The organism is bacterium, from assembly GCA_035529855.1.
GTDB lineage: Bacteria > RBG-13-66-14 > B26-G2 > WVWN01 > WVWN01 > WVWN01.
Map to the genome: position 1 here is coordinate 1 of DATKVX010000027.1, position 15,178 is coordinate 15,178.

Below are 15,178 nucleotides of genomic sequence, written 5' to 3' on the forward strand. Positions count from 1 at the left end.
GATCATGTTCTTCACGTAGTCCGCGTGCCCCGGACAGTCGATGTGCGCGTAGTGCCGGTTCGCCGTCTCGTATTCCACGTGCGCCACCGCGATCGTTATCCCCCGCTCCTTCTCCTCCGGCGCCTTGTCGATGGACCAGAAGTCCTGGTACTCCGCCATACCCTTTTGCGCCAGCACCCGCGTTATCGCGCTCGTCAGCGTCGTCTTCCCGTGGTCCACGTGCCCGATCGTCCCCACGTTCATGTGCGGCTTCGTCCGCTCAAACTTCGCCTTGGCCATGGCGTCAAAACCTCCGATGCCCTCAAGCGGTAGGGATTTTTGCGTCTGGTCTTATACTATTTGCCAGATATATTTGCTATTTAACGTCGTACGCGCCCGCCGCCGCGACCGGGGCGAGGCGCGAAGTTTCAACTTATAACACAAAAGCCCTTAAAAGTAAAGCATTTTTACGCATAAAACGCGTTACCCCCCTAAAATTCGGGTACGAATCCCCGCGCCAGCCGCAAAATTCGGTCGGCGATATTTTTCGGTACCTTGTCGTAGTGCAGGAACTCCAGCGAATACGTCGCGCGTCCCTGCGTTATGGACCGCAGGCCGGTGGCATAGCCGAAAGTCTCGGCGATGGGGCATACGGCCTTGATAATCTCCGCGTCGGCGCGGTGCTCCATCCCGACGACCTCGGAGCGGCGGCCGCTGAGGTCGTTTATGACGTCGCCGACGTAATCCTTGGGCATCACTATTTCTATCGTCCCGTATGGCTCGAGCAACTGGGGCCGGGCCTTCAGCATAGCCTCGCGGAAGGCCTGCTGGGCCGCGATCTCGAACGCGATGGGCGTGGACTCCACCGGGTGGGAAGAGCCGTCGTAGAGCGCGACGGCCACCCCCGAAACCGGGAACCCCGCCAGCACGCCGGCCTCCAGCGCCCCCCGGACGCCGCGCTCGGTGGCCGCGACGTATTCGCGCTCCAGCACGCCGCCGGCGAGGCGATTCTCGAACGCGAAGTCGCCGTCCGGGTGGGGACGGACCTCCAGGCATACGTGGCCGTACTGGCCTTTGACGCCCGCCGGTTTGACGAACTTTCCCTCGCCGCGCCCCACCGCCGATACCGTCTCCTTGTACGCCACCTGCGGCGGCCCGACGTTGGCCGCGACGCCGAACTCCCGCAACATGCGCTTGGTCAATATGTCCAGATGCAGCTCGCCCATCCCCGAGATTATGGTCTGGCCCGTGGCCTCGTCGTACCGGACCTTGAAGGTGGGGTCCTCCTCCGCCAACTTGGCCAGCGATTCGTTAAGCGTCTCCTCGTCGGCCTTGGTCTTGGGCTCGATGGCGACCGAAACCACCGGCTCGGGGAACCTTATGCGTTCCAGCAAGATGGGGTGCTTGTCGTCGCACAGGGTATCGCCGGTAAAGGTATTCTTCAGGCCGACGACGGCGGCGATGTCGCCGGCGTAAACGGCTTCCACGTCGTCCCGGTCGTTGGCGTGCATCTCGAGCAGGCGGCCCAGCTTTTCGCGTTTGTCGGTGTTGGCGTTGAAGGCCGTGGCCCCGGCGCGCCGCGTCCCGGAATAGACGCGTACGAACGTGAGCCGGCCCACGTACGGGTCGCTCATAATCTTGAACGCGAGCGCCGAGAACGGCTCGTCGTCGGCCGCCCGGCGGACGTCGGTCTCCTTCCGGCCCGGCTTCTGACCTATCACCGGCGGTACGTCCACCGGCGACGGTAAGAAGTTGACGACGGCGTCGATGAGCAACTGGACGCCGATGTTCCTCAACGCCGAGCCGCACAACACCGGGACGATAGCGTAGTCCAACGTCGCCCGGCGTACGGCGGCCACGAGTTCGTCCCGGGTCAACTCGCGGCCGTCGAGAAACGCCTCCATCGCGAACTCGTCCACCTCGGCCAGCGATTCGAGCAGGTTTTTACGCCAGGCCATGATCTCGGCGCGGCGCTCCTCGCGCAGGCTGTACAGGCTTATGGGGTCGTAATTTTTCCCCAGCGTGTCGGCGTCGAAGATGTACGGCGTCATGGTTATGAGGTCGGTTACGCCGACGAAGGTATCCTCGGCGCCGATGGGCACCTGTATCGGTACGGCGTTGGCGGCCAGCTTCTCGCGGAGCTCGCGGACCGCGGCGAAGAAGTCGGCGCCGACGCGGTCCATCTTGTTCACGAAGACGATGCGCGGTATGTGGTAGCGGTCCGCCTGGCGCCACACGGTCTCGGACTGCGGCTCCACGCAGCCCACGGCGCACAGCACGACGACGGCGCCGTCGAGGACGCGGAGCGACCTCTCGACCTCCACCGTGAAGTCCACGTGGCCGGGGGTGTCGATAATATTTATACGGTGGTCGCGCCACGATACGGTGGTCGCCGCCGCGGTGATGGTGATGCCGCGCTCGCGCTCGAGCTCCATCCAATCCATCTCCGCGGCGCCCTCGTCGACCTCGCCGATCTTGTACGTCTTATCGGTGTAGTACAAAACCCGCTCGGTAACGGTGGTCTTACCGGCGTCGACGTGGGCCGCGATCCCCACGTTCCTTATCTTCTCTATAGGCGATTTCCGCGGCATAACGCTATATTAAAAAAAACCATCCCCGGCAAGGGATGGCTATTATGCTCCCCAAGCCTTAGGACCTCAGCCCGCATCCAAACGAGCGCGTTGTGTCCGACTATTAATCATCAACCAGCCGCACCCCCCCTGCGGCGATTACCAACGGTAGTGGGCAAAAGCCTTGTTGGCCTCGGCCATCCGGTGCGTATCCTCCTTTTTCTTGTACGCCGTGCCGGCACCCTTGGCGGCGTCCAGGATCTCTCCGGCCAATTTATTCTCCATGCCGTGTTCCGACCTGGCCAGGGCCGCCGCCTTGAGCCAACGTATGGCCAGCGCCGCGCGCCGCTGCTGCGGTACCTCTACCGGTACCTGGTACGTGGCGCCGCCCACCCGCCGCGATTTGACCTCCAGCGACGGTTTCACGTTGTTGATGGCCCGGTTGAACACGGCCAGCGGGTCTTCGCCCGTCTTCTCGGCCACGATATCCATCGCGTCGTAGAAGATACGCTCGGCTGTGGAGCGTTTGCCCCGCGACACGACGCTATTGACGAACCTCGTAATAAGGGGCGACCCGTATTTGGAATCGGGCGGCCAACTGCGTTTCGCTGGTTTGCGCGAGCGCGCCATTATGCGATAAACCTCCGCGTTACGATGGTGCCGGGCAGGCCGGCCTACTTCACCTTCTTGGGCTTTTTGACGCCGTACTTCGAACGGCTGCGGTTGCGGTCGGTTACGCTCGAAGCGTCGAAGGTGCCGCGAATGACGTGGTAGCGGACGCCCGGGATGTCCTTAACGCGGCCGCCGCGCACGAGGACGATCGAGTGCTCCTGCAGGTTATGGCCCACGCCGGGGATATAGGCCGTCACTTCCGTCCCGGTAGTAAGACGGACGCGGGCCACCTTACGGAGCGCCGAATTGGGTTTCTTGGGCGTTACGGTCCACACCCGCGTGCAAACGCCGCGCCGTTGCGGGCATTTGGCGAGCGCGGGCGATTTGGACTTCTTCCGTGCCTTGCCGCGGCCGTGTCGTACGAGCTGATTGATTGTCGGCATAATTTCTCCGTCGAGGCGCCGCGAGACGCGGCGTTACTTCTCCCGGACCAATTCCTCCTCGGGCTCCTCGACCTCCGCCGGTAGCTCTTCTTTGACCTGGAGCTTCAACTTTAACGCGTCGAAAGCCCCGAGCCCCGCCGGGATCAAGTGTCCCATGATGACGTTCTCCTTCAAACCCAACAGGTTATCGCGCTTGCCGGCGAAGGCCGCCTCCGCCAAGATGTGTGTCGTCTTCTGGAAGGAGGCCGCGCTGATAAACGAATCGGTGGACAGCGCCGCTTCGGTTATGCCCTGTAAGATGGGGCTGGCCGTCGCCGGCTTCTTGCCCTGGCCTATCATCTTCTCGTTGATGTCGCGGAACTTGAATTTGTCCACCACCTGCTCGGGTAAAAACTCGGTATCGCCCACCGTCTCGATCTTAACCTTACGCAGCATTTTGCGCACGATGGACTCGAGATGTTTATCGTTGATGTCGACGCCCTGCAACCGGTAAACTTCCTGGATCTCGTTAACCAGGTATTCCTGGACCTCCTTGTCGCCTTTGACGCGGAGGATGTCGTGCGGGTCGATGTTACCGTCGCACAGCTGCTGGCCTGCGGTTACCAGGTCGCCCTCGTGCACCTTCAGGTGTTTTCCCTGGGGTATCTCGTATTCCTTGGCTTGATGTTCGCCGCCGACTACGATCTTGCGTTTACCCTTCCGGGTACCTTTGATCTCGACGTGGCCGTCGATCTCGGCGATTATGGCCGGGTTCTTGGGCCGGCGCGCCTCGAACAATTCCGCGACGCGCGGGAGGCCGCCGGTGATGTCGCGCGTCTTGCCTATTTCGCGCGGGAGTTTGACCAACAGCTTGCCGGCCTCGACCCTCTCGCCGTCGTGTACGCTCAAGTACCCGCCGAACGGTACGGGGTATTCGACGTCTTTGCCGCCGTCGCCGGTGTGGACGATAATGTGGGGGTCGAGGTCCTTGCGTCTGGTGCCGCCTACGACTACGCGTTGAATGAGGCCCGCGGCGTCCACCTCTTCGCGGAGCGTAACGCCGTCGATGATGTCGCGGAGCTCAACCACGCCGTCGACGTCGGCGAGAATGGGCTCGCTGTACGGGTCCCACTCGTATATAACCTGACCCTTCTCCAATAGCTGGCCGTCCTTCGCCTGCAGCGCCGCGCCGTACGGCACGGTGTACTTTATGCGGTCCCGGCCCTCCTCGTCGACGACGTTCAGCTCGGCGTTGCGCGACAGGACGACCGTCGAGCCGTCCGGCCTTTTTACTTTCCGCAGCCGCTCGAAGCGGGCCTTACCGGCGACTTTGGCCGAGATCTTGGACTGTTCTACGATGCGGCTGGCCGTGCCGCCGACGTGGAAGGTCCGGAGCGTGAGCTGCGTCCCGGGTTCGCCTATGGACTGGGCCGCGATGACGCCCACCGCCTCCCCCACGTCCACCAGCTTGCCGGCGGCGAGGTTTTTGCCGTAGCAGAGGGTGCATACCCCCCGGCGCGACTCGCACGTCAAAACGGACCGTATCTTGGCCGACGTCACGTTGGACATCTCGATCTTCTCGGCCTCTTCCTCGTCTATGAGCTGGTTGGCGGCGACGATGAGCTCGCCGGTAACCGGGTCGTATAGGTCCTCCAACGCCACGCGACCCAACACCCGGTCGCCCAGCGAGGCGATTACCTCCTCGCCCTCTTTGAGGGCCGTCATCTCGATGCCGAGGAGCGTGCGGCAGTCGCCTTCGGTAACGATGAGGTCGTGGGCCGCGTCCACCAGCCGCCGCGTGAGGTAGCCGGCATCCGCGGTCTTGAGCGCCGTATCGGCCAGGCCCTTGCGGCCGCCGTGCGTCGAAATGAAGTACTCCAACACCGACAGGCCCTCGCGGAAGTTGGAGAGGATAGGCTGCTCGATGATCTCGCCTATGCGGCCGGTGATTTTTTTCTGCGGTTTCGCCATCAAACCCCGCAAGCCGCATAGCTGGCGGATCTGGTTCTGCGAACCCCGCGCGCCGGAATCCGCCATAATAAATACCGGGTTGAAGCCCTTGGCGTCCTTCGACAAACGGTCGAAGACCAACTCGCCCAGGACGTCGGTGGTCCGGGTCCAGGCGTCGATGACCATATTGTAGCGCTCGCCGTACGTTATGGCCTGCTGCTTGTAGAGCTTGTCGATCTTTTCGACCTCGCGTTTGGTCTCCTCGATGAGGGTCGCTTTTTCGGGCGGCACGACCAGGTCGTCGACGCCGAACGTGACGCCGGCCAACGTGGCGTGTAGGAAGCCCAGGTCTTTCAGGTCGTCTAAAAGCGAGACCGTGCGGGCGAGGCCGTACTTCTTATAGACTTCCGCTACAATGCCGCCCACCGTCTTCTTGTCGACCGTCTTGTTAACGAAGACGAAGTCGTCCGGCAAGACCTCGTTGAACAGCACCCGACCCACGGTGGTGTCTATTAGCTCGCCGTACAGGCGGACCTTTACCTTGGCGTACCGGCCCACTTCTCCCAGTTCGTGGGCCAACGTAACCTCGTCGACGTCGGCGAACGCTTTGCCCTGGCCCTTCTCGCCCTCCTTGGGCTTGGTGAGGGCGTAACACCCCAGGACGATATCCTGGGTGGGGGTGGCGAGCGGCTTACCGTGCGCCGGCGAAAGGATGTTGCGCGTGCTCGCCATCAACAGCTTGGCCTCGAGCTGGGCCTCGGGCGAGAGCGGGACGTGAACCGCCATCTGGTCGCCGTCGAAGTCGGCGTTGAAGGCGGTGCACACCAGCGGGTGTATCCTGATGGCCGAGCCCTCGACCAACACCGGCTTGAAGGCCTGGATGCCGAGGCGGTGCAGCGTGGGCGCGCGGTTGAGCATGACCGGGTGGTCGCGGATGCACTCCTCCAGGATGTCCCACACCTCCGGCTTGACTTGCTCGACCAGGCGCTTGGCGCTCTTGATGGTGTGAACGAAGCCGTGCTCCTCGAGCTTCTGGATGATGAACGGCTTGAAGAGCTCCAAGGCCATCTTCTTGGGGATGCCGCACTCGTGGAGCTTGAGCTCCGGCCCGACGACGATGACGGCGCGGCCCGAGTAATCCACCCGCTTACCCAACAGGTTCTGGCGGAAGCGCCCCAGCTTGCCCTTGAGGTTATCGGACAGCGACTTGAGGGGGCGGTTGTTGACGCCGCGCACGGCGTAGCCCCGGCGGCCGTTGTCCAACAGCGCGTCCACCGACTCCTGCAGCATCCTCTTCTCGTTGCGGAGGATGACGTCCGGCGCCTTGATCTCTATAAGCTTGCGGAGGCGGTTGTTCCGGTTGATCACGGTCCGGTAGAGGTCGTTGAGGTCCGAGGTGGCGAAGCGGCCGCCGTCGAGCGGCACCAACGGCCTGAGGTCCGGCGGCAGCACCGGGAGGACCTCCAGGACCATCCACTCCGGCCGGTTCCCCGACTTACGCACCGATTCGACGAGCTGCAGCCTCTTCAACAGCGTCTTCCGTTTTTGCTTCGACCTCGTCTCGTCGAGCTGTACCTTGAGCTCCACCGACAACGTCTCCAGGTCCAGCTCCTCGAGCAACCGCCGGACCGCGGGCGCCCCCATCTCGGCGACGAATTCGCCCGGGAATTTCTCGTAGAGGCCGCGGTACTGCTCCTCCGAGATAACCTGGCCGGCGGCGAGGCCGGTCTCGGACTTAAGGCCCGGGTCGACGACGAGATAGGAGGCGTAGTAGACGACGCGCTCCAGGTCCCGGCTCGAGATGCCCAACAGGTTGGCGACGTAGTTGGGCGCGCCCTTGACGAACCATATGTGCGCCACCGGCGATACGAGCTTGATGTGGCCCATCCGCTCGCGGCGCACCCGCGACTCGGTCACCTCGACGCCGCAGCGGTCGCAGATGACGTTGCGGTTCTTGATGCGTTTGTACTTGCCGCAGGCGCACTCCCAATCCTTGGTGGGGCCGAAAATGCGCTCGCAGAACAGGCCGTCACGTTCCGGCCGGAACGTCCGATAGTTGATGGTCTCGGCCTTCTTCACCTCGCCGTGCGACCACGACAGGATCTTCTCGGGCGAGGCTATGCCGATGGTGACGGCCGCGAACTCTTTCCGCTGCTTCCTCTTGTCGTCGTAGAGTCCCCAGATCACTTTATCCCCCGACGCGTTGAGGCCGGTACCGCCGCCGCGCGCGCGTCGGCGACGCGGGCCGGCCTCACGCTTCCTCCGGATGAACGTCCAGGCACAACGCCCGGAGTTCGTTTATTAAAACGTTGAACGATTCGGGCGTATCGGCTTCCGGTATGTTGCGCCCTTTGACGATGGCCTCGTAGGTGCGGGCGCGCCCCAGGACGTCGTCGGACTTGACGGTCAACAGCTCCTGCAGCGTATACGCAGCGCCGTAGGCCTCCAGGGCCCAAACCTCCATCTCGCCGAAGCGCTGGCCGCCGAACTGGCCCTTTCCGCCCAACGGTTGCTGCGTCACCAGCGAGTACGGCCCGACCGACCGCGCGTGGATCTTGTCGTCGGCCAGGTGCAGCAATTTAAACAGGTAGATGTAACCGACGGTTACGTCGTGGCTGAACGGGTCGCCGATGCGGCCGTCGTACAGCGTCACCTTCCCCGAGGTCGGGATGCCGGCCACCTCCAGGTGGCGCTTTATCTCTTCTTCGGAACCGCCCTCGAAGATCGGGCACTCGAAGAATTCGTTCAATTTGTGCGCCGCCCACCCGAGGTGGGTTTCGAAGATCTGGCCCACGTTGAGCCGGCTCGGTACGCCCAACGGGTTGAGGATAATGTCGACCGGCGTGCCGTCTTCCATAAAAGGCATATCCTCTTCCGGCACTATTTTCGCGACGACGCCCTTGTTGCCGTGGCGGCCGGCCATCTTATCGCCGATGGTGAGGCGCCGCTTGCGCGCGACGTACACTTTAACCATCTTGAGCACGCCGGGCGGCAAGTCGTCGCCCTTGCGGATGCGGTCGATCTCCTTATCTATGTGGCTCGAGACCTCTTGGGCGTAGCTGTGGAATCGGCTCACTACTTTCTCTACGTTCCGACCCACGACCCCGCGGATCCGGACGCGCCGTTCGACCACCGGCTCCAGTACCTTTTTGCGAAGCACGGCGGGCGTTACCTTGGACCCTTTGCCCAATAGCATATCGTTCGTCACGTCGTCAACCAACCGGTAGCTGAAGGTACTGCCTAACAGGAGCTTGGTGAGCTGCTTCTCGCACACTTCGCGCCCGGCGTCGACCTTCTCCTTCTTTTCGTTCTCGAGTTTGTCGATGCGCTTAACCTCGTGGGCGCGCGCGCGGCCGTCGGCCCTTTCTCGCTCCTTGCGCGAGAAGACCTTCACGTCGACGACGATGCCGTCCATCCCGGGCGGCGCCTTGAGCGAGGCGTCGCGTACGTCCCCCGCCTTTTCGGCGAAGATAGCGCGCAACAACCGCTCCTCCGGGGTGAGCTCGGACTCGCCCTTGGGGGCGACCTTGCCCACCAGTATATCGCCGGCGTGTACTTCGGCGCCGACGCGTATTACTCCGGCCTCGTCGAGGTTCTTGAGCGCGTCGGAGCCGACGTTGGGTATGTCGCGGGTAATCTCCTCCCGGCCGAGCTTGGTCTCGCGGCACTCGATCTCGAATTCCTCGACGTGGATGGAAGTAAAAACTTCGCTCTCGACCAGTTTTTTACTCACCACGATGGCGTCCTCGAAGTTGTAGCCCATCCACGGCATGAACGCGACGAGGATGTTCCGGCCGAGCGCGAGTTCACCGTCCTTGGTCGCCGGGCCGTCCGCGATGACCTGGCCGGCCCTCACCCGCTCCCCCTTCTTGATGATGGGAACCTGGTTGAAACAGGTGTCCTGGTTCGTCCGCTCGTGCTTTTTTAATTTATAGACATCCGGCTCGAACCACCCGTACGCGGCGTCGTCCTCGGCGGTATCGGGGCGGACGATGATCTCGTCGGCCGTGACCTTTTCGACCGTGCCCGCGGCCTCGGCCATCACGACCACGCCCGAATCGCGCGCCACGCGGTTTTCGATACCGGTGGCGACGTACGCCGCCTCGGTATTCACCAACGGCACCGCCTGCCGCTGCATATTGGACCCCATGAGGGCGCGGTTGGCGTCGTCGTGCTCCAGGAACGGGATCAAAGAAGTGGAGATGGAGACGAGCTGCCGCGGCGATATGTCGACGAAGTCCACTTCCCGGGGCTCGACCAGAATGAACTCGCCCCGCCGGCGCGCGTACACGTAGTCGGCGGTGAAGCGCCCCCGGCGGTCGACCGGCGCGTTGGCCTGGCCGACGGTGTAGTCGTCCTCTTCACCGGCGTCGAGGTAGACGACCTCGTCGGTGACGCGGCCGTTCTTCACGCGCAGGTAAGGCGTCTCGATGAAGCCGAACTCGTTGATGCGGGCATAGGTCGCGAGGCTGGTGATAAGGCCGATGTTGGGTCCCTCCGGCGTCTCGATGGGGCACATCCGGCCGTAGTGGGTGTAGTGAACGTCGCGCACTTCGAAGTTGGCGCGTTCGCGGGAAAGGCCGCCGGGGCCCAGCGCCGAGAGGCGCCGCTTGTGGGTGAGTTCGGCCAGCGGGTTGATCTGGTCCAGGAACTGGCTGAGCTGGCTCGAGCCGAAAAACTCCCTCACCGCGCTCATGAGCGGCTTCGCGTTCACCAGGTCCCGCGGCATGCTGTCTTCCAGGTCGAGGATGCTCATCCGCTCGCGGATGACGCGCTCCATACGGGTCAATCCCACCTGGAAGCGGTACTCCAACAGCTCGCCCACCGCGCGCACGCGCCGGTTGCCGAGATGGTCGACGTCGTCCACGTCGCCCTCCTGGGCGTGCAGCGTCGCCAGCTCGCGCACCGTCTCGAGCACGTCTTCATCGTGCAGGGTCCTATCCTCCAACGGGAAATCCAGTCCCAGCTTGACGTCGAGCTTGCGGCGGCCTACCCTGCTCAGGTCGTACCGCTTGGGATTGGCGAAGAGGTTCTCGAACGCGGCCTCCGCCGTCTCCACGTTGGAGAGGTCGCCCGGGCGGATCTCGTTGTAAATTTTTATCAGCGCGTCGGCGCGGGTCTTGACGCGGCTGTCGTCGTCCTTGCGGAACGTCGGCAATATAGCGCCGACCTCCAGGCCGTTGCGCGAGGCCAGGACGTCCGCCGCCTTGACGCGGTTGTCGCGCAGCAGGTCGAGCACGTTCTCGTCGATTTGCGTGAACCGCTTGAAGAGCGTGGTGCCTTCCGCGGTCTTGACGTCGGACGCCAAGTAGTTGCCGAGTAGGCCCGTCCGCCGCGAGACGTTGACCGACTCCACGTCGAAGAAGAGCTTCGCGATTTCGCCGGCGTCGCCGTAACCGAAGGCGCGCAGCAGGACCGTCACCGGTATGCGCGGCTGCCGGTTCGTCCGGTCGATGGAGAAGTTGACGACGCCGTTGACGTCGAACGCGATCTCGAGCCAGGCGCCGCGATGGGGGATGATGGACGCGCCGTAGAGGACCTTCCCGCTGGAGTGTTCCGTCTGCTTGAAGACCAGCCCCGGCGAGCGGTGCAGCTGGGAGACGATGACCCGCTCCGCGCCGTTGATAATGAACGACCCGCGCTCGGTCATCATCGGGATCTCGCCCAGATAGAGCTCCTCTTCCCGGACGTCGACCACCCGCGGTTCTTTGCCCGCCGCCTCGCGTTCGCGCACCACGAACCGGAACTTCGCGCGCAGCGGTACGCCGTACGTCATCCCCTTGACCTTACATTCCTCGATGGTGTACTTGGTGTAGCCGATGTTGTACTCGACGAACTCGAGGTAGCAATCGCCGTTGAAGTCGTAGATGGGGAACGTATTTTCGAAGATGTACTGCAGGCCCTGGGACCGGCGCTTATTGGGCAGCGCCAGGTGCTGGAGGAAGTCCTCGTACGACTTCTTCTGGATCTCCAGCAGGTTGGGGATATCTATCGGCTCGGCCTTGTCGGCAAAAGATATTCTTTTGATCGTCAAACCCCCAGCACTCCTTCGGCCCTCTGCGGGGCCGGGCGCGAAGACGGCGTACCGCGGGCGCCCGACCTTCCTCGGCCTTTACCCGCCGGCGCGTTACTCCAACCCAACGGTAGCCCCGACTTCTTCCAGCTTCGCTTTGACCTGTTCCGCGTCCTCCTTCGACAGACCTTCCTTGACGGCGGAGGGCGCGCCGTCCACGAGATCCTTGGCCTCTTTCAAACCCAGCCCCGTCACCTCGCGGACTACTTTGATGACCGGGATTTTATTGTCGCCGATGGCCTTCAACGTCACGTTGAACTCGGTCTTCTCCTCCGCGGCCGGCGCCGCGTCGGCCGGGGCCGCCGCGAACGCTACCGGCGCCGCGGCCGTAACGCCGAATTCCTCCTCGAGCTCTTTAACCAGCTCCGAGAGCTCGAGCACCGTCATCGACTTTATGGCTTCCTTGATATCGTCCTTGGTCATAAACCGTCCGCCCGAGCGGGCTTTCCTCCTTAAAATAATTACGTATCGACTATACCGATCTCCGCGGCCGCTAAGCCTCGGCCGGGGCTTCCTCTTCTCTTTTCTTATCGGCTACCGCGGCCAACGTCGCGACCGCCTTACGGATCGTTCCCGCCAAAACGGCGGCCAGCGAAGTGTGCGGCGACTTCATGGCCGCGAACAGCGTCGCCAGGAGTACTTCGCGCGGCGGCGTCTTGGCCAGCGCGCCGATCTTCTCCGGCCCGATGAACTCGCCGCCCAACAGGCCGCCCTTTATGACGAAGCTCTCGTACTCCTTGCGGAAATCGACCAGGACCTTCGCGACGGCGACCGGCTCTTCGCCCACGAAGGCGATGCCCGTAGCTCCGTCGAGCAACGTATTCAGCGTCTCGGCCGGCGCTTCGGTCAGGGCGCGTTCCGCCAACGTGCGTTTGGCGACGACGTAGCGCGAGCCCTCCGCGCGCAATTTGGCTCGGAGGTCCGTCATCCCGGCGACGTCCACGCCGCGGAAGTCGGTGAACAACGCGCCGCCAGCCTCGCCCAAGGCCGCCTTGAGGTCGGCCAGTATCTCTTCCTTCTTCTGTCTGCTAATAGGCATTACGCAGCACCGTCGCTTGGCCGGCGTTAGCCGCCGGCCAACGCCAAAGCTTCCTGCTTGCTAACGCGGATGCCGGGGCCCATCGTGCTCGATATCGTCAGCTTCCGGAGGTATTGCCCCTTCGCCGCCGCCGGCCGCGCCTTCACCACGGCCTCGACGGCCGTCGCGGCGTTCGCGGTGAGCTGTTCGTCGGTGAACGACAGGCGGCCCACCGTCATGTGCACGTTCCCCAACTTGTCGACGCGGTAGTCCACCTTACCCCTCTTAATGTCCGCCACCGCCTTCCCGACGTCGAACGTCACGGTCCCGGTCTTGGGGCTGGGCATCAACCCGCGGGGCCCGAGCAACTTGCCCAACCGGGCGACGTCCTTCATCACGTCCGGCGTCGCGACGACGCGGTCGAACTCGAGCCAGTTATCCTTCTCTATTTTCTTGAGGTAATCTTCCAGGCCCGCGTGGTCGGCCCCGGCCTCCTCCGCCTCGCGCACCTTCTCGCCCTTGGTCAGGACCAGGACGCGCACCGCCTTGCCGGTCCCGTGGGGCAGCACCACCGAGCCGCGGACCATCTGGTCGGCGTGCCGCGGGTCGACGCCCAGCCGGAACGCCAGGTCCACCGTCTCGTCGAAGCCGGCGTAGGCCGCTTCGCGCACCAGCTTCACGGAATCCGCCAGCGCGTATTCGGCCTCGCGGTCTACCTTCGTCTTCGCTTCCGCGTATTTCTTTCCCGCCACGTGCTAAGCCTCCGCTGTCGAGGGGTCGCTACTCGACCGTGACGCCCATCGAACGGGCGGTCCCCTCGATTATCTTCACCGCGGCCTCCAGCGACGCCGCGTTCAGGTCGGCCATTTTGGTGCGCGCGATGTCCTCGAGCTGTTCGTACGTTACCGTCGCGACCTTTTCGCGGTTCGGTTCCGGCGAGCCCTTGGCGATATTGGCCGCCTTTTTGAGCAAGACCGCCGCCGGCGGCGTCTTTATCTCGAACGTGAAGGACTTATCGTGAAATACCGTGATGATGACGGGCACGATAAGCCCCTGCTTTTCCTTGGTGGCCTCGTTGAACTGCTGGCAGAAGGCCATGATGTTCACGCCGTGCTGGCCCAGCGCGGGCCCCACCGGCGGGGCCGGGTTCGCCTGCCCGGACGGCACCTGCAACTTTATCTTCACGATTATTCTTTTAAGAGCCATATCGAACGGCCTCCGGCCGCGACGCCGCGTCGCTAGCGGGCCTTCTCGACTTCCGCGATATCCAATTCCACCGCCGTGGCGCGGCCGAACACCGTCACCATAATCTTGCACTTGCCGCGGTCGGGATATATTTCCTCCACCACGCCGGAGAAGTTGGCGAACGGGCCCGAGGTGATGTTTACGATGTCGCTCTCCTCGAAGTCGAACTCGACCTCGATCTGGGGCTTGCGGCCCTCGACCTGGTCCAAAACGATCTGGACCTCTTCGTCCGACAACGGCGTCGGCGCGGCGCCCGAGCCGACGAAGCCGGTGACGCCCGCGGTCCGCCGCACGAATCCCCAGGACTCCTCGCTGACCTTCATCTGGACCAGCACGTACCCGGGGAAGAAAACCTTCTTGCGGACGCCCTTGCCCTGCTTGGTCTGGGTGGTGACTTCTTCGGCCGGGACCAGGACGCCGTATATCAGGCCGCCCAGGCTACGCTCTTCCACGGCGCGGTCGACGGCGGCCTTGACCTTCTGCTCGTGGCCCGTCAGCGTGTGGATGACGTACCACCGCACGTCCGGGTCTTCCACCCGAACCTGGTACGCGGAGCTTTCTCGCTCGTCGGGTGCGGCCTCCGCCCCTTCGACTCCGGCGGTCGCGGCGCTTACCTCTTCTTCGGCCAAAACTGCGTCTCCCGTTCGACTACAGAATACGGAGCATTATCTCCATTAGGACCTTGTCCCAGACGCCGATCAAAACCGCGAAGATCAACGTAGTTATGATGACGACGATGGTCGAGGAGAAGACCTCGATCCACGTGGGCCAGGTTACCTTTTTGAGCTCGGCCCTGACCTCGACCAAAAAATTCCACAGCTTGCGCATAGCCGTTCTCTCCCGGTGCGCCTTTAGGGTATTCAGGGCCAGAGGGACTCGAACCCCCAACCGCCGGATTTGGAATCCGGTGCTCTGCCAAATTGAGCTATGACCCTATTTTGTTTCTTTATGGGGCGTGTGCTTACGGCAGCGCGGGCAATACTTATTCAACTCGAGCCGGTCGGTGTGCTTCTTCTTGTTCTTGGTGGTGGTGTAATTGCGCTCCTTGCACACCGTGCACTCGAGGGTAATTATCTGATTAGCTCCTTTTAAGGCCATAACTCACTCTTCAATTTCGGCAACGACGCCGGCGCCTACGGTGCGGCCGCCCTCGCGGATGGCGAACCGCAGCTCCTTCTCCATCGCGATGGGGGTGATGAGCTCCACCTTCATCGTCACGCTGTCTCCCGGCATCACCATGTCCACGCCCTCCGGGAGGTGGACCGTTCCCGTCACGTCCGTCGTCCGGAAGTAGAACTGCGGCCGGTAC

The 15,178-nt window shown here is 63.2% G+C and carries 14 protein-coding genes and 1 tRNA gene; all 15 read right to left on the bottom strand.

Features of this window, described 5'->3' with window-relative positions:
- The coding region (locus tag VMX79_02605) for a GTP-binding protein (GenBank protein ID HUV85983.1) at positions 1-279 on the bottom strand (279 nt) is incomplete at its 3' end.
- Positions 280-470: 191 nt separating this feature from the next.
- On the bottom strand, positions 471-2,570 hold the full coding sequence (gene fusA, locus VMX79_02610; GenBank protein ID HUV85984.1) for an elongation factor G: 2,100 nt from the start codon (positions 2,568-2,570) through the stop codon (positions 471-473).
- Between the two features lie 138 nt (positions 2,571-2,708).
- Positions 2,709-3,179 (bottom strand): 30S ribosomal protein S7, encoded by a 471-nt coding sequence (gene rpsG / locus VMX79_02615; protein ID HUV85985.1) that lies wholly within the window; start codon positions 3,177-3,179, stop codon positions 2,709-2,711.
- A 44-nt stretch (positions 3,180-3,223) separates the two neighbouring features.
- The gene (rpsL, locus tag VMX79_02620; GenBank protein HUV85986.1) at positions 3,224-3,604 is read right to left on the bottom strand and encodes a 30S ribosomal protein S12; all 381 of its coding nucleotides are present in this window, start codon (positions 3,602-3,604) and stop codon (positions 3,224-3,226) included.
- 33 nt (positions 3,605-3,637) lie between these two features.
- Complete coding sequence (gene rpoC / locus VMX79_02625; protein ID HUV85987.1) at positions 3,638-7,720, bottom strand: DNA-directed RNA polymerase subunit beta'; 4,083 nt, start codon at positions 7,718-7,720, stop codon at positions 3,638-3,640.
- A 64-nt stretch (positions 7,721-7,784) separates the two neighbouring features.
- Positions 7,785-11,567 carry a DNA-directed RNA polymerase subunit beta gene (gene rpoB, locus VMX79_02630; GenBank protein ID HUV85988.1) on the bottom strand — a complete coding sequence of 1,261 codons (3,783 nt, stop codon included), beginning with the start codon at positions 11,565-11,567 and terminating at the stop codon, positions 7,785-7,787.
- A 93-nt stretch (positions 11,568-11,660) separates the two neighbouring features.
- Entirely contained in the window at positions 11,661-12,029 is a 369-nt protein-coding gene (gene rplL / locus VMX79_02635; GenBank protein HUV85989.1) for a 50S ribosomal protein L7/L12, read from the bottom strand.
- 70 nt (positions 12,030-12,099) lie between these two features.
- The gene (gene rplJ / locus VMX79_02640; protein HUV85990.1) at positions 12,100-12,645 is read right to left on the bottom strand and encodes a 50S ribosomal protein L10; all 546 of its coding nucleotides are present in this window, start codon (positions 12,643-12,645) and stop codon (positions 12,100-12,102) included.
- Between the two features lie 26 nt (positions 12,646-12,671).
- Complete coding sequence (gene rplA, locus VMX79_02645; protein HUV85991.1) at positions 12,672-13,376, bottom strand: 50S ribosomal protein L1; 705 nt, start codon at positions 13,374-13,376, stop codon at positions 12,672-12,674.
- 28 nt (positions 13,377-13,404) lie between these two features.
- Positions 13,405-13,830: a 50S ribosomal protein L11 gene (rplK, locus tag VMX79_02650; protein HUV85992.1), complete on the bottom strand. Its 426-nt coding sequence runs from the start codon at positions 13,828-13,830 to the stop codon at positions 13,405-13,407.
- Between the two features lie 32 nt (positions 13,831-13,862).
- Positions 13,863-14,498: a transcription termination/antitermination protein NusG gene (nusG, locus tag VMX79_02655; protein ID HUV85993.1), complete on the bottom strand. Its 636-nt coding sequence runs from the start codon at positions 14,496-14,498 to the stop codon at positions 13,863-13,865.
- Positions 14,499-14,517: 19 nt separating this feature from the next.
- Positions 14,518-14,697 (bottom strand): preprotein translocase subunit SecE, encoded by a 180-nt coding sequence (gene secE, locus VMX79_02660; protein HUV85994.1) that lies wholly within the window; start codon positions 14,695-14,697, stop codon positions 14,518-14,520.
- Positions 14,698-14,730: 33 nt separating this feature from the next.
- Positions 14,731-14,804 (bottom strand) — tRNA-Trp (locus tag VMX79_02665).
- The gene (gene rpmG, locus VMX79_02670; protein HUV85995.1) at positions 14,803-14,967 is read right to left on the bottom strand and encodes a 50S ribosomal protein L33; all 165 of its coding nucleotides are present in this window, start codon (positions 14,965-14,967) and stop codon (positions 14,803-14,805) included. Before rpmG ends, VMX79_02665 begins: the two co-directional genes overlap by 2 nt.
- 3 nt (positions 14,968-14,970) lie before the next feature.
- Positions 14,971-15,178 (bottom strand): elongation factor Tu (gene tuf, locus VMX79_02675; GenBank protein ID HUV85996.1); only part of this gene is annotated, 208 nt, incomplete at its 5' end.

What these genes read in the sequence shown, in the direction of transcription:
- rplL (HUV85989.1), bottom strand. Translation starts at nt 12,029, where the DNA reads ATGACCAAGGACGATATCAAGGAAGCCATAAAGTCGATGACGGTGCTC.
- rpmG (HUV85995.1), bottom strand. Translation starts at nt 14,967, where the DNA reads ATGGCCTTAAAAGGAGCTAATCAGATAATTACCCTCGAGTGCACGGTG.
- secE (HUV85994.1), bottom strand. Translation starts at nt 14,697, where the DNA reads ATGCGCAAGCTGTGGAATTTTTTGGTCGAGGTCAGGGCCGAGCTCAAA.
- rplJ (HUV85990.1), bottom strand. Translation starts at nt 12,645, where the DNA reads ATGCCTATTAGCAGACAGAAGAAGGAAGAGATACTGGCCGACCTCAAG.
- fusA (HUV85984.1), bottom strand. Translation starts at nt 2,570, where the DNA reads ATGCCGCGGAAATCGCCTATAGAGAAGATAAGGAACGTGGGGATCGCG.
- rpsG (HUV85985.1), bottom strand. Translation starts at nt 3,179, where the DNA reads ATGGCGCGCTCGCGCAAACCAGCGAAACGCAGTTGGCCGCCCGATTCC.
- rpsL (HUV85986.1), bottom strand. Translation starts at nt 3,604, where the DNA reads ATGCCGACAATCAATCAGCTCGTACGACACGGCCGCGGCAAGGCACGG.
- rplK (HUV85992.1), bottom strand. Translation starts at nt 13,830, where the DNA reads ATGGCTCTTAAAAGAATAATCGTGAAGATAAAGTTGCAGGTGCCGTCC.